General features: G+C 58.1%; 24 protein-coding genes and 1 tRNA gene. 17 read left to right on the top strand and 8 right to left on the bottom strand.

The window, feature by feature from the left end; all coding sequences use genetic code 11:
• Window positions 1–348 precede the first annotated feature (348 nt).
• Window positions 349–852, top strand: coding sequence for a hypothetical protein (locus ACR0AG_RS18875; protein ID WP_480841806.1), 504 nt, complete (start codon window positions 349–351; stop codon window positions 850–852).
• A 209-nt stretch (window positions 853–1,061) separates the two neighbouring features.
• On the opposite strand, the gene ACR0AG_RS18870 is transcribed toward ACR0AG_RS18875, so the two are convergent.
• The 3 genes from ACR0AG_RS18870 to ACR0AG_RS18860 all read right to left on the bottom strand — a co-directional run bounded on the left by ACR0AG_RS18870 (window position 1,062) and on the right by ACR0AG_RS18860 (window position 2,404).
• A complete protein-coding gene (locus ACR0AG_RS18870; RefSeq protein ID WP_480841804.1) occupies window positions 1,062–1,829 on the bottom strand; it encodes a DUF6538 domain-containing protein in 768 nt (255 codons plus the stop codon).
• A gap of 34 nt (window positions 1,830–1,863) precedes the next feature.
• Window positions 1,864–1,939, bottom strand: a tRNA-Ala gene (locus tag ACR0AG_RS18865).
• A 138-nt stretch (window positions 1,940–2,077) separates the two neighbouring features.
• Complete coding sequence (locus ACR0AG_RS18860) at window positions 2,078–2,404, bottom strand: TIGR02300 family protein (protein ID WP_480841802.1); 327 nt, start codon at window positions 2,402–2,404, stop codon at window positions 2,078–2,080.
• A gap of 100 nt (window positions 2,405–2,504) precedes the next feature.
• On the opposite strand from ACR0AG_RS18860, the gene ACR0AG_RS18855 reads away from it, so the two are divergent.
• The 3 genes from ACR0AG_RS18855 (at window position 2,505) to ACR0AG_RS18845 (ending at window position 5,121) form a co-directional block, all read left to right on the top strand.
• Complete coding sequence (locus tag ACR0AG_RS18855; protein WP_480841800.1) at window positions 2,505–3,200, top strand: M48 family metallopeptidase; 696 nt, start codon at window positions 2,505–2,507, stop codon at window positions 3,198–3,200.
• 30 nt (window positions 3,201–3,230) lie between these two features.
• Window positions 3,231–3,878, top strand: a complete 648-nt coding sequence (locus ACR0AG_RS18850; protein WP_480841798.1) for a GntR family transcriptional regulator — start codon at window positions 3,231–3,233, stop codon at window positions 3,876–3,878.
• 112 nt (window positions 3,879–3,990) lie between these two features.
• Window positions 3,991–5,121 carry a lytic murein transglycosylase gene (locus ACR0AG_RS18845; protein WP_480841796.1) on the top strand — a complete coding sequence of 377 codons (1,131 nt, stop codon included), beginning with the start codon at window positions 3,991–3,993 and terminating at the stop codon, window positions 5,119–5,121.
• Window positions 5,122–5,125: 4 nt separating this feature from the next.
• Here ACR0AG_RS18845 and ACR0AG_RS18840 read toward each other — a convergent pair whose 3' ends face one another.
• Entirely contained in the window at window positions 5,126–6,088 is a 963-nt protein-coding gene (locus ACR0AG_RS18840; RefSeq protein WP_480841794.1) for an acetyl-CoA carboxylase carboxyltransferase subunit alpha, read from the bottom strand.
• 122 nt (window positions 6,089–6,210) lie between these two features.
• Here ACR0AG_RS18840 and ACR0AG_RS18835 point away from each other — a divergent pair, with 122 nt between their 5' ends.
• Complete coding sequence (locus ACR0AG_RS18835; protein ID WP_480841791.1) at window positions 6,211–7,044, top strand: AraC family transcriptional regulator; 834 nt, start codon at window positions 6,211–6,213, stop codon at window positions 7,042–7,044.
• Window position 7,045: 1 nt separating this feature from the next.
• Here ACR0AG_RS18835 and ACR0AG_RS18830 read toward each other — a convergent pair whose 3' ends face one another.
• Window positions 7,046–7,642 (bottom strand): LysE family translocator, encoded by a 597-nt coding sequence (locus ACR0AG_RS18830; protein ID WP_480841789.1) that lies wholly within the window; start codon window positions 7,640–7,642, stop codon window positions 7,046–7,048.
• 72 nt (window positions 7,643–7,714) lie between these two features.
• Here ACR0AG_RS18830 and ACR0AG_RS18825 point away from each other — a divergent pair, with 72 nt between their 5' ends.
• Together ACR0AG_RS18825 and ACR0AG_RS18820 are read left to right on the top strand one after the other, a co-directional pair.
• Window positions 7,715–8,167 (top strand): Lrp/AsnC family transcriptional regulator, encoded by a 453-nt coding sequence (locus tag ACR0AG_RS18825; RefSeq protein ID WP_480841787.1) that lies wholly within the window; start codon window positions 7,715–7,717, stop codon window positions 8,165–8,167.
• Between the two features lie 120 nt (window positions 8,168–8,287).
• Window positions 8,288–8,866, top strand: coding sequence for a PA14 domain-containing protein (locus tag ACR0AG_RS18820; protein WP_480841785.1), 579 nt, complete (start codon window positions 8,288–8,290; stop codon window positions 8,864–8,866).
• Between the two features lie 37 nt (window positions 8,867–8,903).
• Here ACR0AG_RS18820 and ACR0AG_RS18815 read toward each other — a convergent pair whose 3' ends face one another.
• The gene (locus ACR0AG_RS18815; RefSeq protein WP_480841783.1) at window positions 8,904–9,866 is read right to left on the bottom strand and encodes an L-malyl-CoA/beta-methylmalyl-CoA lyase; all 963 of its coding nucleotides are present in this window, start codon (window positions 9,864–9,866) and stop codon (window positions 8,904–8,906) included.
• 295 nt (window positions 9,867–10,161) lie between these two features.
• On the opposite strand from ACR0AG_RS18815, the gene dgcN reads away from it, so the two are divergent.
• The 3 genes from dgcN (at window position 10,162) to ACR0AG_RS18800 (ending at window position 13,065) form a co-directional block, all read left to right on the top strand.
• Complete coding sequence (dgcN, locus tag ACR0AG_RS18810; protein WP_480841780.1) at window positions 10,162–11,163, top strand: N-acetyltransferase DgcN; 1,002 nt, start codon at window positions 10,162–10,164, stop codon at window positions 11,161–11,163.
• A gap of 64 nt (window positions 11,164–11,227) precedes the next feature.
• Entirely contained in the window at window positions 11,228–12,193 is a 966-nt protein-coding gene (dgcA, locus tag ACR0AG_RS18805) for an N-acetyl-D-Glu racemase DgcA (RefSeq protein ID WP_480841778.1), read from the top strand.
• An 11-nt stretch (window positions 12,194–12,204) separates the two neighbouring features.
• Window positions 12,205–13,065: a D-amino-acid transaminase gene (locus ACR0AG_RS18800; protein ID WP_480841776.1), complete on the top strand. Its 861-nt coding sequence runs from the start codon at window positions 12,205–12,207 to the stop codon at window positions 13,063–13,065.
• A gap of 36 nt (window positions 13,066–13,101) precedes the next feature.
• Here ACR0AG_RS18800 and ACR0AG_RS18795 read toward each other — a convergent pair whose 3' ends face one another.
• Window positions 13,102–13,416, bottom strand: a complete 315-nt coding sequence (locus ACR0AG_RS18795; protein ID WP_480841774.1) for a DUF1244 domain-containing protein — start codon at window positions 13,414–13,416, stop codon at window positions 13,102–13,104.
• Between the two features lie 67 nt (window positions 13,417–13,483).
• On the bottom strand, window positions 13,484–14,221 hold the full coding sequence (locus tag ACR0AG_RS18790; RefSeq protein ID WP_480841772.1) for an N-formylglutamate amidohydrolase: 738 nt from the start codon (window positions 14,219–14,221) through the stop codon (window positions 13,484–13,486).
• Between the two features lie 117 nt (window positions 14,222–14,338).
• On the opposite strand from ACR0AG_RS18790, the gene pyk reads away from it, so the two are divergent.
• From pyk to ACR0AG_RS18755, 7 genes are all read left to right on the top strand, one after another.
• On the top strand, window positions 14,339–15,784 hold the full coding sequence (pyk, locus tag ACR0AG_RS18785; protein WP_480841770.1) for a pyruvate kinase: 1,446 nt from the start codon (window positions 14,339–14,341) through the stop codon (window positions 15,782–15,784).
• Between the two features lie 242 nt (window positions 15,785–16,026).
• Window positions 16,027–16,464, top strand: coding sequence for a universal stress protein (locus ACR0AG_RS18780; RefSeq protein WP_480841768.1), 438 nt, complete (start codon window positions 16,027–16,029; stop codon window positions 16,462–16,464).
• Window positions 16,465–16,476: 12 nt separating this feature from the next.
• Complete coding sequence (locus ACR0AG_RS18775) at window positions 16,477–18,030, top strand: alanine/glycine:cation symporter family protein (protein ID WP_480841766.1); 1,554 nt, start codon at window positions 16,477–16,479, stop codon at window positions 18,028–18,030.
• Window positions 18,031–18,214: 184 nt separating this feature from the next.
• The gene (rpmI, locus tag ACR0AG_RS18770) at window positions 18,215–18,415 is read left to right on the top strand and encodes a 50S ribosomal protein L35 (protein ID WP_010443552.1); all 201 of its coding nucleotides are present in this window, start codon (window positions 18,215–18,217) and stop codon (window positions 18,413–18,415) included.
• Between the two features lie 14 nt (window positions 18,416–18,429).
• Window positions 18,430–18,795: a 50S ribosomal protein L20 gene (rplT, locus tag ACR0AG_RS18765; protein WP_152457001.1), complete on the top strand. Its 366-nt coding sequence runs from the start codon at window positions 18,430–18,432 to the stop codon at window positions 18,793–18,795.
• A 193-nt stretch (window positions 18,796–18,988) separates the two neighbouring features.
• The gene (locus ACR0AG_RS18760; protein ID WP_480841763.1) at window positions 18,989–20,200 is read left to right on the top strand and encodes a GTP-binding protein; all 1,212 of its coding nucleotides are present in this window, start codon (window positions 18,989–18,991) and stop codon (window positions 20,198–20,200) included.
• The gene (locus ACR0AG_RS18755) at window positions 20,197–20,850 is read left to right on the top strand and encodes a DUF1826 domain-containing protein (RefSeq protein ID WP_480841762.1); all 654 of its coding nucleotides are present in this window, start codon (window positions 20,197–20,199) and stop codon (window positions 20,848–20,850) included. The genes ACR0AG_RS18760 and ACR0AG_RS18755 overlap by 4 nt, the downstream gene beginning before the upstream one ends.
• Window positions 20,851–20,876: the final 26 nt, after the last annotated feature.

Here is a 20,876-nt window from a genome sequence, read left to right as displayed (position 1 = left end):
TCTTCCATTCGCATTCAGGTTTCTTAGCTGCTTTGGTGATTGGCTGAAAAAGGGAGGAGCCGTCTTGCCCCCCCTCAGCGTCCACTCAACGACCGTCTTCAAGCAAATCCTCGAACGTCCTGCGCTTCACTCGTACAGTTGCACCACCAGCATTCACCGGGAACAACTCACGGTTACGCCTGACTTGTGCTTTTAAGAGCTAGTTTGGCGCGGGTGACAAAAACGTATGGGGTTGGCATCCCTATGCGATGCGGAACCTGTCCGGAAAGAGCCCTGTTAGCTGTCTTGATTTTCCCAAACCAAGCAGCAATTCTCTGCATTGGGATTCTGCTCCATAGAAGTGCTTATATGAAAAAGATCATTGAGTATTTGATCCCTGGGCTTGTCCAGGTCACGGTCTCGAGCGCTTTGATCGGATATTCAGCTGAAATTTTTTTGTGGAACGTGATAGCACTTTTCGCGGGTGCGGCTGCGCTCATACTATTGTGCATTCCTGAGTTCCATTCTCAGCTTCTGGATTTTCGGGGCAAAACTGAACATAAGTCGAATTTCATGCATTGGGGGCTAGGAATACTTGGAGGAACCGGGGCAGCTTTTCTTATGCTATCTATGAGTCCGACATTTCCGGAAACCCCACTAGGATATGAACGAAGCATCATTTTCCAGACAGTCGCCATTTTGATTTCCGCAATCTTTGCAGTTTCGCCCCTTGCCTTTTGCGGCGCGGGGTCAAATTTTATTTCAAATCACGAAAACCACCCCTCAAGCGGTTTCATAACTGCTGCTGGTTGGTTGTTTTTTGGCATTGGAGTAGCGAGCGCGATTTTTCCTTGGGTTCTTCTTCTTGAATAAGGGGACCAAAGTGCTCGAGACCCGAAGCCCTAAAAGAACAGTTTGATTTTGGCTCTTTTTTGTCCCTCGCTTGGATACGGACCTTCGTGCGGAACTCAGCATCTGGAAGTTTGGGCTCAAAGCGGACATGTAGTTGCCGCCTTCGAAAGAGCGAAGCAATGAGTTGTGCGGCCCTAATACAAGAAATGAGGGAACCTATGTGGTTCCCTCTAGGTTAAGGTTGAACGGCTCTGGCCGTCTCCCCATGATGCATCTGTTTCACTTAGCTTAGCCTCAGGGTAGGGTGGGGTGGCAACCGGGTTGCCAAGGTCTCTTTCCTTGGTCGCCTCATGTGCTTCCACAGACGCCTCTTGGAGCGCCCTGATCAACCTTGGCCAACTTGGGGAACCATCGGCGAGTTTCAGGTCAACGCCTTCCCAGGTGAGAACCTCTTCGGCCTCCGACCGGAAGAACTCATCGCGTTTACCTCGAGCGAGGTTGGCGCGGTTAACCTCATCCATATCTTCGTTGACCTGTTGCCATTCCTCGAAGGCTGGACGCGGTTCATAGACAATAGGTTCGTCTGGATCGTCCGGGTCCTCGAAGCCTTCTAACCGAACCTCTTCGTCCTCATCCAAGAGGTGATGCAGATACGCTTGTTTCGCCCGCGCAATCTGGATTGGGGTGAGTTCTTCCAGAGGAGCCTCTGCACCCTTCTCCTGTTGCCTGCTCAGCGCTCTCCGGTGTTCCTCAAATAGGCGGTCAATGCGGGCTGCTTCGATACGGACCCTAACGAGAGCCTCAGCCCTGTTTTTGGTGCGTAGAGAGAAGGTTTCTTCGACCTTACCGTAAGAGTCAGCAATGTCCTTCGGGACGGCTGCACGGTGATAATAGGTTGATCCACGGCGGTACAGACGGGGGTGTCCAGGCATCTTCTCAAGAGTCCTCACTGTAACACCTCGCTGTAACAGTCCCTTGGAAAACTCCTTTAAAACCATGAAGTTACTTGTTTCTATGGCTATATTGGAAGGATGGTGGAGCCTAGGGGAGTCGAACCCCTGACCTCTTGCATGCCATGCAAGCGCTCTCCCAACTGAGCTAAGGCCCCATGCAGGTACCGCCTTGGCGGTGGACGGACGTTTATGAGACGGCGCAGGTTAACGCAAGTCCTAAAACGCAATCCGGCAAAAGTTTCCCGACCCGGTCGGGACGGATGGGTGAGGCGGGCAGGGCCGCCTCTGACCGATCAGTTCTCGTCTTCGGACGACATGTCCTTGATATCGTCCAGCGACACGTTGTCGTTGTCGTCATCATCGTCCAGCAGATCATCGTCCAGCTCAACATCAACGTTGTCGTCATCGTCGTCCAGAACGATATCCTCATCCGACGACGCTTCGCGTGCCTTGACCGATGCCGCATCCTCCGCATCCGCTGCGATCATGCGGCTTTTGCCGGTATCCAGCTCTACGATCTCGCCGGTATAGGGGCTGACGATCGGGTCCTTGTTCAGGTCATAAAACCGCTTGCCTGTTGTCGGGCAAACGCGCTTTACGCCCCATTCTTCCTTGGGCATATCAAATCCCCTTGATATCAGGTGAATCTCATCAATGATTCAGGTCACCTGCCATATGCGGCGGGTACTGTCAAAGCCTTTGCGCACAGGAGAACACGGTATGGGGCGACACGCATTGCCAGGAACACCTCCGGTGCCGCTGACATTGCGCAAATCTACCCGGGCCCGGCGCATCAGCCTGCGGATTTCCCAATTGGACGGGCGAGTTACGCTGACCTATCCCAACGGAGTGGCCGAGCGGGATGCCCTGGATTTTGCCCGTCAGAAAGAGGATTGGATCAGGGGGCATTTGGACGTGCGCCCAGAGACGGCAGTGGTCCAGATCGGGCAAAGCATTCCCGTCGAAGGTAGGATGCGGCGAATCGTTTCGCAAACCGGGCGACGAGTGGTTTTGCGCACCGACGAGGTTGGCGTTCCGGCAGGGTCCGAGGCGCGGCGTCTGGCGCGGTTTCTGAAAGAACTGGCCCGCGACCGGCTGACCGAGGCCTGCGATGATTATGCCGCAATGCTGGGGCGCGAATACGCGACGCTCACGATGCGCGATACACGATCACGCTGGGGATCATGCAGTTCGGCGGGCGGGTTGATGTTCTCGTGGCGGCTTATTCTGGCGCCGCCCGAGGTTTTGCATTACGTGGCCGCGCATGAGGTTGCGCATCTGATCGAGATGAACCACTCGGCCGCGTTCTGGGCAAAGGTAGAGGAGGTCTTTGGCCCCTACAAAGAGCCCCGCCGCTGGTTGCGCGACAACGGCGCCGAGCTGCACCGGTATCGGTTCGAGGCCTCGCCCGGTTGACGGCGCGGGATTTTGTGATCACATGGGCGGATGCAGGCCACACGTTCAACCGACTCTCAGACCGCCACACATGACAAGGTCTACCGTGCGTTACGGTCGCGAATTCTGCATGGAGAAATCGCCCCGGGCCATGCGCTGACCCTGCGCGGCATCGGGAAGGAGTTCGGGGTGTCAATGACACCGGCGCGCGAGGCGGTTCGCCGGCTGGCAGCCGAAGGTGCGCTGACGCTGTCCTCGTCGGGACGTGTCTCGACACCGGAACTCAGCAACGACCGGATCGAAGAACTTGCCGCCTTGCGGGCATTGATCGAGGTCGAATTGGCCAGCCGTGCCTTGCCGCGGGCGCATATTGCCCTGATCGACCGATTGCAAAGCATCAATATGGCCGTGGCGGAAATGGTCACGAAGCGAGATGCGGTGGGATATATCCGCGCCAATCTTGAGTTCCACCGCACTCTGTATCTGCGCGCGCAGGCCCCGGCGATGCTGGCCATTGCCGAGACGGTTTGGTTGCAGCTTGGGCCCACGATGCGCACGCTTTATGGCCGTCTGCGTCGGACTGAACCGCCGCATTATCACAAGCTGATCATCGCCGCGCTCAAGGCCGGGGACGAGCCCGGGCTACGGCTTGCGGTGCGGTCCGACGTGACCCAGGGGTTACGGCTGCTGGTTTCGTAGGCGACATCCTGCCAACACGGAATTCAGCGGTACAGCGGCTGCGCGGACACTGGTTTGAACCTGCGGCATGCGGTAGTCTTGTTGCAAATCACAACAAGAGCAGATTTCAGCCATGATAAGCAGAAGAACCTTTTCAATGGGGCTTGGGGCCTCGGTGCTTGCCGCCTGTTCCGGGGGAAGCGCGCCGACAAATGCGCCTGCCTCACGGATGCGGTCGGTACCTAACGCGGGATGGGACGCATGGGTTGCCAGTTTCAAAGGGCGCGCGGCGTCGCAAGGCATTTCCCAGCCCACGATTGATCGCGCGTTCAGGGGTGCGGGCTATTTGCCCGGTGTTATCGAACGCGATCGCAATCAGGTCGAATTCAAGCGCTCGCTGGAAGACTATCTGGCCATCGCTGCCTCGGACGAGCGTATCAGTACAGGCCGGCAGATGCTGCAAAAGCACGGCGCGGTGCTGACGCAGATAGAATCCCAATACGGTGTCGACAAAGAAGTTGTGGTTGCCGTCTGGGGGCTTGAAAGCCGCTATGGCGCGCGCCGGGGGGATGTGCCGGTGGTGTCCGCCCTGTCGACGCTGGCCTATGACGGGCGGCGCGGTCAGTTCTTTGAAAGCCAACTGATTGCGGCGATGAAGATCATCCAGAATGGCGACACGAGCCCCGATAACATGACCGGCAGCTGGGCCGGGGCCATGGGGCATACGCAATTCATCCCGACCTCTTACCTAGCCTATGCGGTGGATTTCACCGGGGACGGGCGCCGCGATATCTGGTCCGAGGATCCCACGGATTCGCTGGCCTCAACCGCCGCGTACCTGTCGCGCGCGGGGTGGGTGCGGGGTCAGCCGTGGGGCGGCGAAGCCGGGACCGTTTCGGGCACCCCCGTCGCCGTTTTGCAGCCGCAAGTGCCGGGCCCGAAGATCGCGGTGTTCCGCAACTTTCAGGTCATCAAGCGCTACAACAACTCGGACAGTTACGCGATTGGCGTCGGGCACCTGTCGGATCGGATCGCCGGAGGCGGGCCGTTCCAGGCCTCATTCGGGCCGGATGAAAACGGCCTGACGCTTGAAGACCGCAAAGAATTGCAGCGCCGCCTGACGTCTGCCGGTTACGATACGCAAGGCGCGGATGGTGTGATCGGTAAGAATTCCCAGGCGGCGATTACGTCTTACCAGCGGGCAAATGGTATGCCGGTGACCGGCACACCATCGGTTGCATTGTTACGTGCCCTGGGGGGCTGACCGATCAGGCAGCCAACCCTTTGGTGCCAAGATCCAGGAATTTCTGGCGGCGGTCCTTGATCAGGGCCGCCCCGTCCTTTCCGTCCAGCTCTTTCAGCATCGCGGCGATGGCTGCCCGTACCGATTCCACGGCGGCCGGGCGATCGCGGTGCGCGCCGCCTTTGGGTTCGGTGATGATACGATCGCAAACGCCCAGCTTGTATAGGTCCTGTGCGGTCAGGCGCAGCGCTTCGGCCGCTTCGCGCATCTTCTCGGCATCCTTCCAAAGGATCGAGGCGCAGCCTTCGGGTGAGATCACCGAGTAGACCGAGTGTTCCAACATCGCCACGCGGTTGGCCGTGGCAAAGGCAACCGCTCCACCGGAACCACCTTCGCCGATAATGACCGACACCAGCGGCACACCGATTTTCAGGCACATCTCAGTCGAACGCGCGATAGCCTCGGACTGGCCGCGTTCTTCGGCGCCTTTGCCCGGATACGCACCGGCCGTGTCGATCAGAGTGATCACAGGCAGGCCAAATCGACCCGCCATTTCCATCAGGCGCACGGCTTTGCGATAGCCTTCGGGGCGGGCCATGCCAAAGTTACGCTCGATCCGCGATTTGGTGTCTGATCCCTTTTCATGACCGATCACCATCACAGGCTGGTCGTCGAACCGGGCCAGGCCACCAATCACCGCAAGATCATCCGCAAAGTTGCGATCCCCGGCCAGCGGCGTGAATTCGGTGAACAGGGCATCCACATAGTCATTGCAATGGGGGCGTTCCGGATGGCGGGCCACCTGGCATTTCCGCCACGGGGTCAGATCGGCATACAGCTCATCCAACAGTTTTGACGCCTTGGCATCCAGCGCCGCGGCTTCCTCGGCCACGTCCATCTCTTCGTTGGCACGGGCCAGGGCACGCAATTCTTCGGCCTTGCCTTCGATCTCGGCCAGCGGTTTTTCGAAATCCAGATACTGGGTCATGACGCCTCTTAATGCAGAAGTTCTCTGCTATATGACCAAAGGTCGCCCGGGATGCAACTCAGCAAGATTTGTGGATGGGAAATGTGCGACCCCGAGAAGGCAAGGAAGAAGGAAGCATGCCGATGGCAACCCATTACGAAGATCGCGTGTTGCGTGTCCTGTCTTATATCCATGACAACCCCGCCGGGGATCTGTCGCTGGACGCTTTGGCAGATGTCGCGGCCATGTCGCGGTTTCACTGGCATCGGGTGTTTCGCGCCATAACAGGCGAGACCTGCGCGCAAGCCGTGCGCCGGATCAGATTGCACCGCGCTGCAAGCTGGCTGGTGCAAACAGAACAGCCGCTGTCGAAGATTGCGGAAGGCATCGGTTATCCCAACCAGAATTCCTTTGCGCGGGCCTTTTCCGAGGCCTACGGCCTGAGCCCCACCGCGTTTCGTGCGGCCGGGCAGTTTCTACCGGCCACCCCACATTTTAGAACCGGAGGATATCCCATGCATCCCGTGACAACCCGCACCGAGCCCAAGCGCCGTATCGTCGCCGTACCTCACAAGGGCAGTTATTCCGAAATAGGCAAAAGCTTTGAGGTCTTTAGTGCTTTGGTCGAATCGCGCCAGCTGCGGCCGCAAATGGGACCAGTCATCGGCATTTATCTCGACAGTCCCGAAGACGTGCCCGAAGATGAGTTGCGCAGCTATGCCGGTGCTGAGTTTTGCGGCGAAGCTGTGCCGGAGGATCTGGAAGACCTCAGTATTCCCGGCGGCAAAACTGCGGTTTTGACCTACAAAGGGCCATATTCGGGTATCCATGCCGCCTATCACAGCCTGTTCGGCAATTGGTTGCCCGAATCCGGCGAGGAACCGGCAGACCAGCCCTGCTATGAGATCTATCTGAATGATCCGCGCAACACAGCGCCCGAAGACCTGCTGACCGAGATCTGCCTGCCGCTTCGGTAACTCAGGTCGGCCAAAGCACAGGATAGAGGGACGCCACGAGCAATGCGGCCATTGTCCAGTTGAATATGACCAACCGGCGCGGATTTGTCAGAAACCGCGCCATTTGCTGTCCCAGAATGGTCCACGTGCTGACCGAGGGCAGATTGATCGCGCCAAATATGACTGCGACGATAACGATGGTGTTGAGTGTGTGTTCCGGCGCATATGCGGTGTTGGCCGTCAGCGCCATCGCCCAGGCCTTTGGGTTCACCCACTGAAAAGCGGCGGCCTGCAGAAAGGTCATCGGACGCCCTGTCGCCTCTTGCCCATGTGCCGGGGCTGCATGTGCAACCTTCCAGGCCAGATACAGTAGATACAAAATGGACGCGCCCTTAAGCACTGTGTAGCTGAGGGGAAACTGGTCAAACACCTGAACCAACCCGGCACCAACCAGCAGCACCATGAAAGTAAAGCCCAGGCCGATTCCCAGCATATGGGGGATTGTCCTGCGAAAGCCAAAGTTCGCACCGGACGCCATTAGCATAAGATTGTTCGGCCCCGGCGTGATCGAGGACACGAAGGCGAACGTGACAAGGGCGAACAGAATTTCATAAGTCATGACCGAACAATCTCTTGAAAACGGGCAAATGAAATTGCGTTTTTGTGCGAGTTACGATTAATCTCGCAACTTATGACGATCTTCGATCAGAAAAACCAAGATATATTGCGTGAGTTGTCTCGTGATGGTCGGATCAGCAACCTCGACCTTGCGGACCGTGTCGGCCTGTCGCCCTCTGCCTGCCTGCGGCGGGTGCAAGAGCTGGAACGCAGCGGGGTCATCACGGGCTATCGCGCGGTTCTGAACCCTGCGGCGATGGGGGTTGGCTTTGTGGCCTATATCGGCGTCGGGCTCGGAGAGCACACGAAAGCCGCACAGGAAGGCTTTGAACGTGCACTGCAGGAGTCGCCCGAGGTTGTTGAATGTCACAACATTACCGGGACGATCGAATACCTGCTGCGCGTGGAATGCGCGGACCTGCCGTCTTACAAAACCTTCCACACCGAAGTGCTGGGAACACTGCCGCATGTCACCTCGATTACCTCATATGTGGTGATGGGGTCGCCCAAGGATCTCAGGGCGTGAGGTGTAAATTGTGATCTTTAACTGTCTTGCAGGGTTAATTTTCACGGCCTAGTCTTACCACCTAGCAGTCGAAGAGGCGGCATGAACCGCCCAGACAGACGCAGACACAGGGAGACGACCATGAAATTTGCCCGGATCGGCGCATTCGCAACCGCCTTGGCCTTTGTTGCGGGGGCCGCGATCAGCGCTCCGCTCAAGTTACAGCCTGCCAGCCCGCAACCTTCTCCGAAGGCGGGGTTGAACGTAAAATATGCGTGGGAAGGGAACCCGCCGCGCAAAATCCAGAACCTTTCGAAAGTGGGTTACCTGATCAAGAAGGCCAAGCCGGGCGCGCCCTTGCGTGGTTTGGACTATCGCGACACGAACGAAGGCGACCCGGTTCTGACCTTTAACGAAGCCTTCAACGTGGCCGCGGAAATCACCGGGTATATGAAGTTCGACTCGCCCGGTGTTTATGAGCTTGAGACCTGGTCGAATGATGGCATCGATGCGTGGGTCGGGGGCCAACAGATCGGATATGTGAATGGCCGACAGGGATGTGAGGCCAATCAACGGACCGAGGTCGAGGTGCCCCAGGCGGGATGGTATCCGGTCAAGATCACCTATTTCCAGAAATACGGCACGTCTTGTCTGATGATGAAATCTGGCAAAAAGGGTGATCGCATCACCTGGACACCAAACAACGTGTTTGGTCGCTGAACGGTTCGATCGGGCCCCGTGCAGGGGCCCTGATTGATCAACTGTTCGCGGCGATCAATTCCGCCTGCGCGACCACAACTTCGGCCTGTTTGATCGACGCGATGTCGACCAATCGGCCTTTGTAAACCGTTGCGCCCTCGCCATTCGCTTTGGCTTGCTCCATCGCAGCCAGAATCTCACGCGCCTCGGATACGGCCTCATCCGAGGGGGTGAATACCTGATTGGCCAGGGCAATCTGCTTGGGGTGAATGGCCCATTTGCCGACCATGCCCAGCGTGGCAGAACGCTTGGCTTGCGCGATGTAACCCTCGTCGTCCGAGAAATCGCCGAACGGGCCATCAACCGGCAGCACACCATGGGTTCGACAGGCTGCGACAATCGCGGCCTGTGCCCAGTGCCAGGGGTCGGACCAGTGCTTTTCGCCTTCGCGCAGCATGTAGTAGTTTTCCTGCGTCCCGCCGATGCCCGTGGTCTGCATGCCCATCGAGGCTGCAAAATCCGCGGCCCCGAGGCTCATGGCTTGCAGGCGAGGCGACGAGGCTGCGATCTCTTCTACATGGGCCAGTCCTGCGGCAGATTCGATAATCACCTCGAACGAGATCGGCTTGGTCCGGCCCTTGGCGCGTTCAATCGCAGTTACCAGCGCGTCAACAGCGTAGACATCCGCTGCACATCCGACCTTGGGGATCATGATCTGGTCCAGGCGATCACCAGCCTGTTCCAGGACATCCACAACGTCGCGATACCAATAGGATGTATCCAGCCCGTTGATGCGAACCGACATGTATTTGGTCCCCCAATCGACCGTGTTCAGCGCTTGGATCACATGGGCGCGGGCCACGTCCTTGTCTGACGGCGCGACCGAATCTTCAAGGTCGAGGTTGATGACATCCGCATCCGAGGCGGCCATTTTCGGGAACAGTTTGGTATTGGATCCCGGGCCGAACAATTGGCAGCGATTGGGGCGCGCCGGCGCGGCAGGTTGGATACGGAAACTCATGAAGCCCTCGGTTTGGTAATGAAGTTGCGATTTTCGTTTGTTGTTGGATATTAAATTGCGCAGGCCTAGGCAAGCGCCTTTGTGCAATCGCAGCATTGCAGGTGCAGCGAGGTGCAATGGTCCGACCGGGCTTGTGGTGATTAAAGATTAATCAATTTAAAAACTTCGAAGAATTTTGCGAGGTTTAAGAGAATCGCGCAAGATTTTCTTCTGAATCCCCAGTTGTGCCCGAAAAAAGCAAGACACTCGTCAGACCTGTTCACTAATTTTAGTCAGAATCAAAGGGAGTAGCGCGATGATCGAAACACCGTATCTGCTGTTTTTGGGCGACGCGTCCGACCTGCTGGCAGCCAAAGTGGCAATTGGCATCCGGGATTGGCGTCCTGAAAACGCCGTGGGGCAAATCAGCCTGACCGGCTGCAAGGCGGATCTGGGTCTGACAGAAATGACATTGGCCGAGGGCAAGGCCGCGGGTGCAAAGACGCTTGTGATCGGCGTTGCAAACCGGGGCGGCGTCATCAGCGAGTCCTGGAAAGCGGTTTTGATCGCCGCGCTGGAAATGGGTTATGATCTGGCTTCGGGCCTGCATAATCTGCTGCGTGACGAAGGCGATCTGGTTGCAGCGGCACAGACCCATGGGTGCACCTTGCACGATGTACGCGTGCCGACGGTTGGCTACCCGATTGCCAATGGCAAGAAACGCACAGGCAAACGCTGCCTTGCCGTTGGGACCGACTGTTCGGCAGGCAAGATGTACACCGCGATGTCTATGGATGCCGAAATGCGCCAGCGCGGCATGAAGTCTTCCTTTCGGGCCACCGGCCAGACCGGCATCCTGATCACAGGGCAGGGCGTTCCACTGGACGCGGTCATCGCGGATTTCATGGCCGGATCGGTTGAGTATCTGACGCCGGATAATGATCCGGACCACTGGGACCACATCGAAGGCCAGGGATCGCTGTTTCACGTCTCTTATTCCGGCGTCACCATGGCCTTGATCCATGGCGGCCAGCCGGATGCGCTGATCCTGTGTCATGAACCCACCCGAACCCATATGCGCGGATTGCCCGAATATTCTCTGCCAACCTTGCAGCAACTGCGCGACACCGCGCTGCCGATGGCACGTGTCGCGAACCCGGACTGCCAGGTTGCGGGCGTGTCGATCAATACGCAGCATCTGGGCGAGGAAGAGGCGCTAGCCTACATTGCCAAAGTCGAAGCCGAGATGGGAATTCCTGCCACTGACCCGTATCGTTTTGGGGCCGGTAAACTGGTCGACGCATTGGCCGCGATGTGATCAAAGGTTCCTGCCGGGTATGCCTCCGGCGGGAGTATTTTAGAAAAGATGAAGGAGTGGGCACGTGCAGATCGACGTCTCTCGTGATGTATTCCGGCTGGCTCAGATCTTTACGATTTCGCGCGGGTCGCGGACCGAGGCGAAGGTGCTGACCGTACGGGTATCAGACGGGGTGCATCAGGGTTGGGGCGAATGCGTTCCTTACGCGCGCTATGACGAGACGCTCGACTCGGTTGAGGCTGAAATCACCGGGCTGCCCGCTGAATTCACCCGTACATCGCTGATGGAGCTGCTGCCCGCAGGTGCAGCGCGCAATGCCGTGGATTGCGCCTTGTGGGATCTGGGGGCCAAGCGGGCCGGGCAACGCGCCTGGGATTTGGCAGGGCTTCCAGCACCTGAACCTGAGATCACCGCCTATACCTTGTCGCTCGACACGCCTGAGGCGATGCAGGCTCAGGCAGCGGCCAATGCGCATCGACCGCTGTTGAAGATCAAGTTGGGAACACCGGATGACATGCCGCGGCTTGAGGCGGTGCGTGCCGGTGCACCAAAAGCGAAGATTATCGTCGACGCGAACGAAGGCTGGTCGGCTGAGGTATATGCCGATCTGGCACCGCATCTGGTCAGGCTGGGCGTGGCTTTGGTGGAACAACCTCTGCCCGCCAGCGGCGATGAAGCGCTGATCGGGTTAGAGCGGCCTGTGCCCGTCTGTGCCGACGAATCCTGTCATGACCGCGCCAGCCTGCCCAAACTGAAAGGCAAATATGATGTTGTTAACATCAAGCTGGACAAGACCGGCGGTCTGACAGAGGCGCTGGCCCTGCGCGAACAGGCGCTGGCCGAAGGGTACAGGATCATGGTGGGCTGCATGGTCGGCAGTTCACTCGCGATGGCGCCTGCGACCCTTTTGGCGCAGGGTGCGATGGTAACGGACCTTGACGGCCCGCTTCTGTTGGCCGAAGACCGCGATACCCCGCTGATTTTTGACGACGCCGGAGTGCACGCGCCCGCGGCAGCGCTTTGGGGCTGAGGAGGCACAACATGACCCGAACCGTATATGTAAATGGCGAATACCTGCCCGAAACCGAGGCCAAGGTGTCGATCTTCGACCGCGGGTTCCTGATGGCGGATGCCGTATACGAGGTGACCAGCGTTCTGGACGGCAAGCTGATCGACTTTGAAGGTCACGCAGTGCGCCTCAAGCGGTCGCTGGACGAATTGCAGATGGCCGAACCGTGCAGCAAGGATGAGCTGCTTGAGATTCATCGCAAGCTGGTTGAGTTGAACGAGATCGTTGAGGGTCTCGTTTACCTGCAGGTTTCGCGCGGCAGCGATGGGGACCGGGATTTTGCGTTCCCATCTGCGGATACCAAACCGACGCTGGTTCTGTTCACGCAGAACAAGCCTGGACTGGCTGACAGCCCGGCCGCCAGAAAAGGCGCCAAGATCATCTCGATCGACGATATTCGCTGGGGCCGTCGCGACATCAAGACGGTGCAGTTGCTGTATCCGTCGATGGGCAAGATGATGGCCAAAGCCGCCGGGTGCGATGATGCCTGGATGATCGAAGATGGCTTTGTCACCGAAGGCACCAGCAACAACGCCTATTTTGTGAAAGGCGGCAAGATCGTCACCCGCCCGCTGTCCAACGACATTCTGCACGGAATCACCCGCAAGGCGGTTTTGCGGATGGCGGCAGAGGCGCAGATGGAAGTGGAAGAGCGCCTGTTCACCATCGACGAAGCCAAAGAGGCGGACGAGGCGTTCACCACCTCGGCCAGTGCATTTGTCATGCCTGTGGTCGAGATTGACGGCGTGGCGCTGGGCGATGGCACGCCGGGCCCTATCGCCAAACGGTTGCGCGAGATTTACCTGGACGAAAGCCGCAAGGCCGCCATCTGAACCAAAGCCCGCCAGACCGGCGGGCTTTTTTATGCGTCAGCTTTTCTTGACCACGTTTTCTTCAAAAGCCGTTTGAAACGCGGCCTGTTTTTCGGCGCTGGCCTCGGTTTGATAATTGGCTTTCCACTCATCCATGGTCATGCCGTAGAATAGCTGACGGGCCTCATCCTTGCCCATCTCGATGCCTTTTTCATTGGCCGCTTCCTGATACCATCGCGACAGGCAGTTACGGCAGAACCCGGCCAGGTTCATCATGTCGATGTTCTGGACGTCCGTGCGATCCTGCATCAGATGCTTTTGCAGACGGCGAAATGCGGCGGCCTGAAGTTCGATTTCGGTTTGTTGGTCCATGGCAGAGCTCCGAATATGTGCGGCTTTGGCTTCGACCTAGCGTCCCTTTGGGCAGTTTTCAACTTGGTCAGAGACCGCTTGCGTTCAGGGCATCCTCTAATATGACCGCTAACCGTTCTGCCCAGGCCCGTTGACCCGCGTGATCCGCGATCAGGTCATTGCGTAGTTCGATCAAGGCGTTGGGGCGGCCGAAACGGGTGCAGTGCCTGTCAATTGCGTCACCGGGCAGAACTCCGGTGTAGGGTTCGTTGACGCCGACGCACAGGTCGCCTTCGGCCTCAAGCCGTTGGATCAGGGGCCATGCAAACCTATCGTCCGGGGTATGCAATACACCGACATGCCAGGGGCGCGGTTCGCGTCCGCGCAATTGCCGGGTGAAGGAATGCATCGAAATGATCACCGCGTGCGGCAACGCCGCCATTTGTGCCAGGGCGTTGTGATACGGGCGGTAACACATGTTCAACCGCCGCTCACGTTCGGCCGTATCTGCGTGACGGTTGCCGGGTATGATTGAGCCATCATAGAGCTTCATCAGCAGGGTCGGATCATCCTCTCCCCGGTTGGGGTCGATCACGAGACGCGAGAAATTTGCGGCAATGACCGGCGCATTCAGCACCTCGCCCAAATGCTTGGAGACCTCATAGGCGCCAACGTCATAGGCGATGTGACGCTCCATATCCTCGCGCGACAGGCCAAGATCGCCATCGCAAATATCCGGTGGCACCGCATTGGTCGCATGATCGCACGTGATCAGCCAACGTGAGGGTCGATCCGCGCCGTGAACAAAAAAGGGGGTGTAAGTCATAAGCCTGTCATCTTGTTTGTCGCAGGTTTAGGGCAGTTGCCTCAGAAAGGGAATTGCGCAATAAGCAGCCTTGACGCTGTTTGCGGTAACATCGACGGGTTGAGGAGAGCAACACCAATGCGACGCCTGAGAAAAGTGAAAATTGTGGCGACGCTTGGTCCGGCGTCCAACGACTATGATACTATCCGTGCCCTGCACGAGGCCGGTGCAGACGTTTTCCGCCTGAACATGAGCCACGGAAGCCATGACGAAATCCGCGAACGGCATCGGATCATCCGACAGGTTGAAAAGGATCTGGATAGCCCGATAGCGATTCTTGCGGATTTGCAGGGCCCCAAGCTGCGGGTCGGTGTGTTTGCCAATGGGGCTGAAGAGCTGAATGAAGGCGATGCCTTCCGCCTGGATCTGGACCCGGCCGAAGGGGATGCAAACCGCGTTTGTCTGCCGCACCCTGAAATCTTTGCGGCGTTGGAACCCGGCGCGCGTCTGCTTGTGAATGACGGTAAAATTCGCCTGATCGTTTCGGATTGTGGCACGGACTTTGCCAACTGCACTGTTGAGGTGGGTGGAACCATCTCGAACCGCAAAGGTGTCAACGTCCCGGATGTGATCCTGCCGCTGGCTGCGCTGTCGGAAAAGGACCGGGATGATTTGGAATTCGTCTGCCAACTTGGTGTCGACTGGCTGGCGCTCAGTTTTGTGCAGCGCGCCAAGGATGTTTTTGAGGCGCGCGCGTTGGCGGATGGCCGGGCGTCGATCCTGTCCAAGATCGAAAAACCGGCCGCTGTTGAGGCGTTTGACGAAATTCTCGACGCATCGGATGGCATCATGGTCGCGCGCGGTGATCTGGGCGTTGAATTGCCCGTATCCGCCGTGCCCCCGATCCAGAAACGCCTTGTGCGCCGGTGCCGAGCGGCAGCAAAGCCGGTGATCGTGGCCACCCAGATGCTGGAAAGCATGATCGAAAGCCCGATGCCGACGCGCGCCGAAGTATCGGATGTGGCCACTGCGATCTACGAAGGTACGGATGCCATCATGCTCAGCGCGGAATCCGCAGCGGGCTCGTATCCGATCGAGGCCGTGCAAACGATGAACAAGGTCGCGATCGAGGTCGAGGCCGATCCCACTTATGACCAGATCATTTCCGCCTCGCGGACAACCACGGGAACAACGGTGGCGGACGGTATTGTTGCTGCTGCGCGCGAGATTGCGGAAAAGACAGATATCAAGGCGATCTGCTGTTTCACCCAAAGCGGCACCACCGCTCTGCTGACCGCACGGGAACGGCCCGGCGTGTCAATCATTGCGATGACAACCACGAGAGGTACAGCGCGCCGGCTATGCCTGAGCTGGGGTTGCCATTGCGTTCTGACGCCGGAACTTGAGCGTTTCAAAGGTGCGGTCGTCAATGCCGCACGCGCGGCCCGGGCGGCCGGATTTGCCGCAGAAACGGACCAGATCGTGGTGACAGCGGGGGTCCCGTTCAACGTGCCGGGCACAACCAATATTCTGCGCATCGCCCCATGTGATGAACGTTTGATCTACAACACCGATCCCGGCTGATTTTTGATCGGCGCGCCACAAAAAGCTGAGTCTCAGATTGATTTTTTGCCTTCTTGGGCAGAAAGATTCCTTTGTTTTCAATGGGAAGTTGCGTTTGCCCAAGAAATAGGCAAATAAATCTCCATATTTCTCGGTTTTTTTCAGATACTTCCCTCAGGGCAGTCCCAAGTTTGAGTTCCAGGTTCCGGCTGCCCTGCCGGGGGCACGGGCCCCGGCCAAACAAACCTAAATGGAGGAACGAGATGACAACAAAAATTGTCATAGGACTGGACGGGACAGAAACCGGAGAGCGCGCGATTGCCTTTGCCAAGGATTTGGCAGAACGGATTGGCAGCTGTGAACTTCTGGTTGTGTACGTCATTGAATGGTCCCCATTCACTTTCCAAACACCGGAAGAAAACGCACTGCGGCACAAGCGGCGGGAAGAAGAGCTTGAGCTTGCGACCTCACGCGTGATCAACCCCGCTGTTGAGGCGCTGAAATCCGCGGGTTTCGAAGCGCGCGGCATTGTCCGCCATGGCGATGTGGCTGAGACGCTGAACGAAATCACCGTTGAAAACGGCGGAACCCAGATCGTTGTGGGTCGGTCGTCGGCGGATGGTTTCAAAAAGCGCCTGTTTGGCAGCTCGACCCAGAATTTGGTCATGCATGCCGACGTTCCGGTCACTGTTGTGAATTAAGGGAGGGGACACATGAAAACGTTCCAAACACTAAGCCTTTCTGCCTTCGCAGCAAGTTTGACAGCCGGCGCGGCGTCAGCCCAGGAAGCGGTTGGCCTGGATGAGAAAATCAATCAGGCTTTCGCGGATTTTACAGGTCCGTTCGTCAGTTTCATCTTCGCGCCATTCCCGGGAACAGGGTTCCCTTGGATCGTAGGCTGGCTGGTGATCGCGGCGACCGTCTTTTCGCTCTATTTCGCCTTTGTGCAGTTCAGGTTCTTCGGGCACTCGATCAGCCTGGTCAAAGGCGACTATTCCGATCCCAACGACGCGGGTGAGGTCAGCCACTTTCAGGCTTTGGCCACAGCGCTGTCCGGTACAGTCGGTCTCGGCAACATCGCCGGGGTGGCGGTTGCCGTCGGCATCGGTGGGCCTGGCGCCACATTCTGGATGATCGTTGCGGGGCTCTTGGGCATGGCGTCCAAGTTCACCGAATGTACATTGGGTGTGAAGTACCGCAATGAATACGAGGACGGCACGGTTTCCGGTGGTCCGATGTATTACATGTCCAAAGGCTTTGCCGAGCTTGGCCTGCCGGGCGGTAAAGTGCTGGCGGTTCTGTTCTCGATCTTTTGTATCCTTGGCGCGCTGGGCGGGGGCAATATGTTCCAGGCCAATCAGGCGCACCAGCAGATTGCGGGCATCACCGGAGACTATCCCGGTTGGATCACCGGTCTGGTCTTTGCGGGCATCGTCTTTGCGGTGATCGTGGGCGGCCTGAAATCGATCGCGCGGGTGACCGAAAAGGTCGTGCCGTTCATGGGTGTCTTGTATGTGCTGGCTGCGCTGGTCATCATCATCATGCACGCGGATCAGATCGGCTGGGCCTTTGGTCAGATCTTCGCAGGCGCTTTCACCGGGCTTGGTGTCGCAGGCGGCATGGTTGGCGCGCTGATCCAGGGCTTCCGTCGCGCGGCGTTCTCGAACGAAGCGGGCGTGGGTTCTGCGGCCATCGCCCACTCGGCCGTGCGGACCAAGGAACCGATCACCGAAGGCTTCGTTTCGCTGCTGGAACCGTTCATCGATACGGTTGTGATCTGCACGATGACAGCCTTGGTTATCATCATCACGCAGCAGCTGATCGTCGATCCGCAGACCGGTCTTTACATGCTGACCGAAGATGGCAGCGGTATCGCGACAGTTGATGGCAACTCGGGCGTCAGCCTGACATCGGCAGCCTTCGGCAGCGCGTTTGGCTGGTTCCCATATGTGTTGGCGATTGCCGTGGTTTTGTTTGCCTTCTCGACCATGATCAGCTGGTCCTACTATGGCCTGAAGGCCTGGACCTACCTGTTTGGCGAAGGTGAGACCAAGGAACTGGTATTCAAGATCATCTTCTGCGTCTTCGTGGTTATCGGGGCGGCGGCCAACCTTGGCCCGGTCATCGACTTCTCGGATGCGGCGATCTTTGCCATGGCGGTTGTGAACGTCTTCGCGCTCTACTTCCTGATGAAAGTCGTGCGTCAGGAATTGGCCTCGTACTCTGAACGCCTGCAGAGCGGTGAGATCCGCAAGTTCGAGCACTAAGAGAATTCACCGGGGCGGCCCCATGTCGCCCCGGTGCCTGCGGGGATCGCGAATTGCGCAGATTCTGCCCCTGACCCCCTTGCCAGTATGACCAAACTTGCGTAAACGGCGCATCTGTTGCGTGACCGGCCGAGATGGCATGCCGAGTCGCGTTTGAAACCGAACCCGAAAACAGGAGACGGAAATGCCTAAGATGAAGACCAAGTCGAGCGCGAAAAAGCGCTTTAAGGTGACTGCGACCGGTAAGGTCCTTGCTGGCCAGGCCGGCAAACGGCACGGCATGATCAAGCGGACCAAAAAGTTCATCCGCGACGCCCGTGGCAACACCACCCTGTCCGCCCCCGACGCCAAGATCGTCAAGGGCTACATGCCCTACGACCGCTAAGAGGAGATACCGATATGTCCCGCGTTAAAGGTGGAACCGTAACTCACGCCCGTCACAAGAAGGTCATCAAGGCAGCCAAAGGTTACTATGGCCGCCGCAAGAGCACCTTCAAGGTTGCCCGTCAGGCCGTCGACAAGGCCAACCAGTATGCAACCCGCGACCGCAAGAACCGCAAGCGCAACTTCCGCGCGCTGTGGATCCAGCGTATCAACGCAGCTGTCCGTTCGCATGACGAGGCTCTGACATATTCCCGCTTCATCAACGGCCTGAACCTGGCCGGTATCGAAGTGGACCGCAAAGTTCTGGCCGACCTGGCCGTGCACGAACCGGAAGCGTTCGGCGCGATCGTCGCCAAAGCTCAGGCTGCTCTGACAGCCTGATCCTCTGCTACAGAGACAGTGAATGAAAGGCCGTCCCGTTTGGGGCGGCTTTTTTCGTTGGGGCGGGTAAGTTCAAAGCATGCTCTTGTCAAAAGAAACGTAATAACATAACAGAATGATCCAACTGTGACGACCGGGGTTTAACCCAGCCTGAATTGCCAGGTCGCGAAGCTGCATAAAAAGGATCATCTGCATGAACGACACCCGCCTTCCTGTCACCGTTCTGTCCGGCTTTCTGGGCGCAGGTAAAACCACCCTGTTGAACCGTGTGCTGAACAACCGCGACGGTCGCCGGGTCGCCGTGATTGTCAACGACATGTCCGAAGTGAACATCGACGCCGATCTGGTGCGCGCGGATACTGAACTGTCGCGCACCGACGAAACCCTGGTCGAGATGTCGAACGGATGTATCTGCTGTACTCTGCGCGACGACCTGCTGGACGAGGTCCGGCGTTTGGCGGCTGAGGGGCGGTTTGACTATTTGCTGATCGAATCGACCGGTATCTCTGAACCTCTGCCCGTTGCCGCGACCTTTGATTTTCGCGACGAAGAAGGTCAAAGCCTGTCGGATGTCTCGCGCCTGGATACGATGGTCACCGTGGTCGACGCGGTCAATCTGCTGGCGGATTACTCCAGCCACGATTTTCTGAGTGACCGGGGCGAGACTCTGGGCGAAGAGGATGAGCGCACTTTGGTGCATCTGCTGACCGATCAGATCGAGTTCGCAGATGTCGTCATCCTGAACAAAGTGGCCGATGCGGGCCCGGACCGTGTGGATGCCGCGCGCAAGATCATCCGCAGCCTGAATGCCGATGCCAAGATCATCGAGACCAACCATTCGGACGTGGCCGCTGATGCAATTCTGGATACCGGTCTTTTTGACTTTGAAAAGGCTCATGAGCACCCAATGTGGGCCAAAGAGCTTTATGGCTTCGCCGATCACGTGCCAGAGACCGAAGAATACGGGGTCACCAGCTTTGTATATCGGGCGCGGCAACCGTTTGTTCCGGAAAAGATACTGACGATTCTGAACGGCGATTTGCCCGGTGTAATCCGGGCAAAAGGGCATTTCTGGATCGCCACGCGACCTGATTGGGTTGCCGAATTCTCACTTGCCGGGGCGCTGTCCTCGGTTCAGCCGCTGGGAACATGGTGGGCCACTGTCCCGGAAGAGCGTCGCCCGACGCATGAAAGCGCGCAGGCCTATATTCAGGCCCACTGGCAAGAGCCCTGGGGCGACCGTCGGCAAGAGATCGTGTTCATCGGCAGCGGTGTCGATTGGACGGCCCTGCACGCGCGATTGGATGCGGCGCTGCTTCCGGCAAAGGCGGCCAGCGGTCCCGATGAGCTACCGGACCTGCCGGATCCTTTCCCAATTTGGCGGCGCGCTGAGGCTGCGGCATGAGTTTTGTGCGCGAAACGATCAGAGAAGGCGCCATTGGCGTTGGCGTTGCCGACACACCGGATGGGCTTTCGACCCTTCATCACCCGGGGTGTGCGGCGGCGATCTGGCGTAGAACCCCTTTGCAGCAATTTCAATCCTGGTTGAATGCATTGCCGCCGGAACAGCTGCCCCGGACGCGGCTGATCCTGCGTCCCGATGCCGTTCGTCAGGCGGTGTTCGAGCTGTGTGAGGCCACCGGAACTCCCAAAGGCCCCGAGCGCAAGCGGCTGATCGACGACATTGCGGCGCTGGCGGGTATCTTTGCGGATGTCATGGATACCAAATGGCTGCGGCTGCGACTGGATGTCGTGACCACAAATGCGTGCCGCAGGTTCCATATCGATGCAGTGACTGCGCGTTTGGTCTGCACCTATCGCGGCACGGGCACACAATATGGCGTTTCACCTGACGGGGCCGAACCGTCGCGCGTTTTCACGGTGCCAACCGGTGCCCCGATCCTATTGCGTGGAACACTTTGGCCGGAAAATCCGCGGTCCGGCCTGTTACACCGTTCTCCGCCGATCGAAGGTACTGGCGAAACGCGGCTGGTTCTGGTCATTGATCCGGTGGCTGACCCGGAAAGCGAATTTGATCCGGTGCTCGGGCACTGAAACCGAACTCAGTCGATTGATCCGAA

Source organism: Ruegeria sp. H6 (assembly GCF_056532975.1).
The sequence above is the reverse complement of the archived record's forward strand: the minus strand, read 5'-3'. Positions and strand labels throughout refer to the sequence as shown.

What these genes read in the sequence shown, in the direction of transcription:
- ACR0AG_RS18875 (WP_480841806.1), top strand. Translation starts at nt 349, where the DNA reads ATGAAAAAGATCATTGAGTATTTGATCCCTGGGCTTGTCCAGGTCACG.
- ACR0AG_RS18870 (WP_480841804.1), bottom strand. Translation starts at nt 1,829, where the DNA reads ATGGTTTTAAAGGAGTTTTCCAAGGGACTGTTACAGCGAGGTGTTACA.
- ACR0AG_RS18860 (WP_480841802.1), bottom strand. Translation starts at nt 2,404, where the DNA reads ATGCCCAAGGAAGAATGGGGCGTAAAGCGCGTTTGCCCGACAACAGGC.
- ACR0AG_RS18855 (WP_480841800.1), top strand. Translation starts at nt 2,505, where the DNA reads ATGGGGCGACACGCATTGCCAGGAACACCTCCGGTGCCGCTGACATTG.
- ACR0AG_RS18850 (WP_480841798.1), top strand. Translation starts at nt 3,231, where the DNA reads ATGCAGGCCACACGTTCAACCGACTCTCAGACCGCCACACATGACAAG.
- ACR0AG_RS18845 (WP_480841796.1), top strand. Translation starts at nt 3,991, where the DNA reads ATGATAAGCAGAAGAACCTTTTCAATGGGGCTTGGGGCCTCGGTGCTT.
- ACR0AG_RS18840 (WP_480841794.1), bottom strand. Translation starts at nt 6,088, where the DNA reads ATGACCCAGTATCTGGATTTCGAAAAACCGCTGGCCGAGATCGAAGGC.
- ACR0AG_RS18835 (WP_480841791.1), top strand. Translation starts at nt 6,211, where the DNA reads ATGGCAACCCATTACGAAGATCGCGTGTTGCGTGTCCTGTCTTATATC.
- ACR0AG_RS18830 (WP_480841789.1), bottom strand. Translation starts at nt 7,642, where the DNA reads ATGACTTATGAAATTCTGTTCGCCCTTGTCACGTTCGCCTTCGTGTCC.
- ACR0AG_RS18825 (WP_480841787.1), top strand. Translation starts at nt 7,715, where the DNA reads ATGACGATCTTCGATCAGAAAAACCAAGATATATTGCGTGAGTTGTCT.
- ACR0AG_RS18820 (WP_480841785.1), top strand. Translation starts at nt 8,288, where the DNA reads ATGAAATTTGCCCGGATCGGCGCATTCGCAACCGCCTTGGCCTTTGTT.
- ACR0AG_RS18815 (WP_480841783.1), bottom strand. Translation starts at nt 9,866, where the DNA reads ATGAGTTTCCGTATCCAACCTGCCGCGCCGGCGCGCCCCAATCGCTGC.
- dgcN (WP_480841780.1), top strand. Translation starts at nt 10,162, where the DNA reads ATGATCGAAACACCGTATCTGCTGTTTTTGGGCGACGCGTCCGACCTG.
- ACR0AG_RS18800 (WP_480841776.1), top strand. Translation starts at nt 12,205, where the DNA reads ATGACCCGAACCGTATATGTAAATGGCGAATACCTGCCCGAAACCGAG.
- ACR0AG_RS18795 (WP_480841774.1), bottom strand. Translation starts at nt 13,416, where the DNA reads ATGGACCAACAAACCGAAATCGAACTTCAGGCCGCCGCATTTCGCCGT.
- ACR0AG_RS18790 (WP_480841772.1), bottom strand. Translation starts at nt 14,221, where the DNA reads ATGACTTACACCCCCTTTTTTGTTCACGGCGCGGATCGACCCTCACGT.
- pyk (WP_480841770.1), top strand. Translation starts at nt 14,339, where the DNA reads ATGCGACGCCTGAGAAAAGTGAAAATTGTGGCGACGCTTGGTCCGGCG.
- ACR0AG_RS18780 (WP_480841768.1), top strand. Translation starts at nt 16,027, where the DNA reads ATGACAACAAAAATTGTCATAGGACTGGACGGGACAGAAACCGGAGAG.
- ACR0AG_RS18775 (WP_480841766.1), top strand. Translation starts at nt 16,477, where the DNA reads ATGAAAACGTTCCAAACACTAAGCCTTTCTGCCTTCGCAGCAAGTTTG.
- rpmI (WP_010443552.1), top strand. Translation starts at nt 18,215, where the DNA reads ATGCCTAAGATGAAGACCAAGTCGAGCGCGAAAAAGCGCTTTAAGGTG.
- rplT (WP_152457001.1), top strand. Translation starts at nt 18,430, where the DNA reads ATGTCCCGCGTTAAAGGTGGAACCGTAACTCACGCCCGTCACAAGAAG.
- ACR0AG_RS18760 (WP_480841763.1), top strand. Translation starts at nt 18,989, where the DNA reads ATGAACGACACCCGCCTTCCTGTCACCGTTCTGTCCGGCTTTCTGGGC.
- ACR0AG_RS18755 (WP_480841762.1), top strand. Translation starts at nt 20,197, where the DNA reads ATGAGTTTTGTGCGCGAAACGATCAGAGAAGGCGCCATTGGCGTTGGC.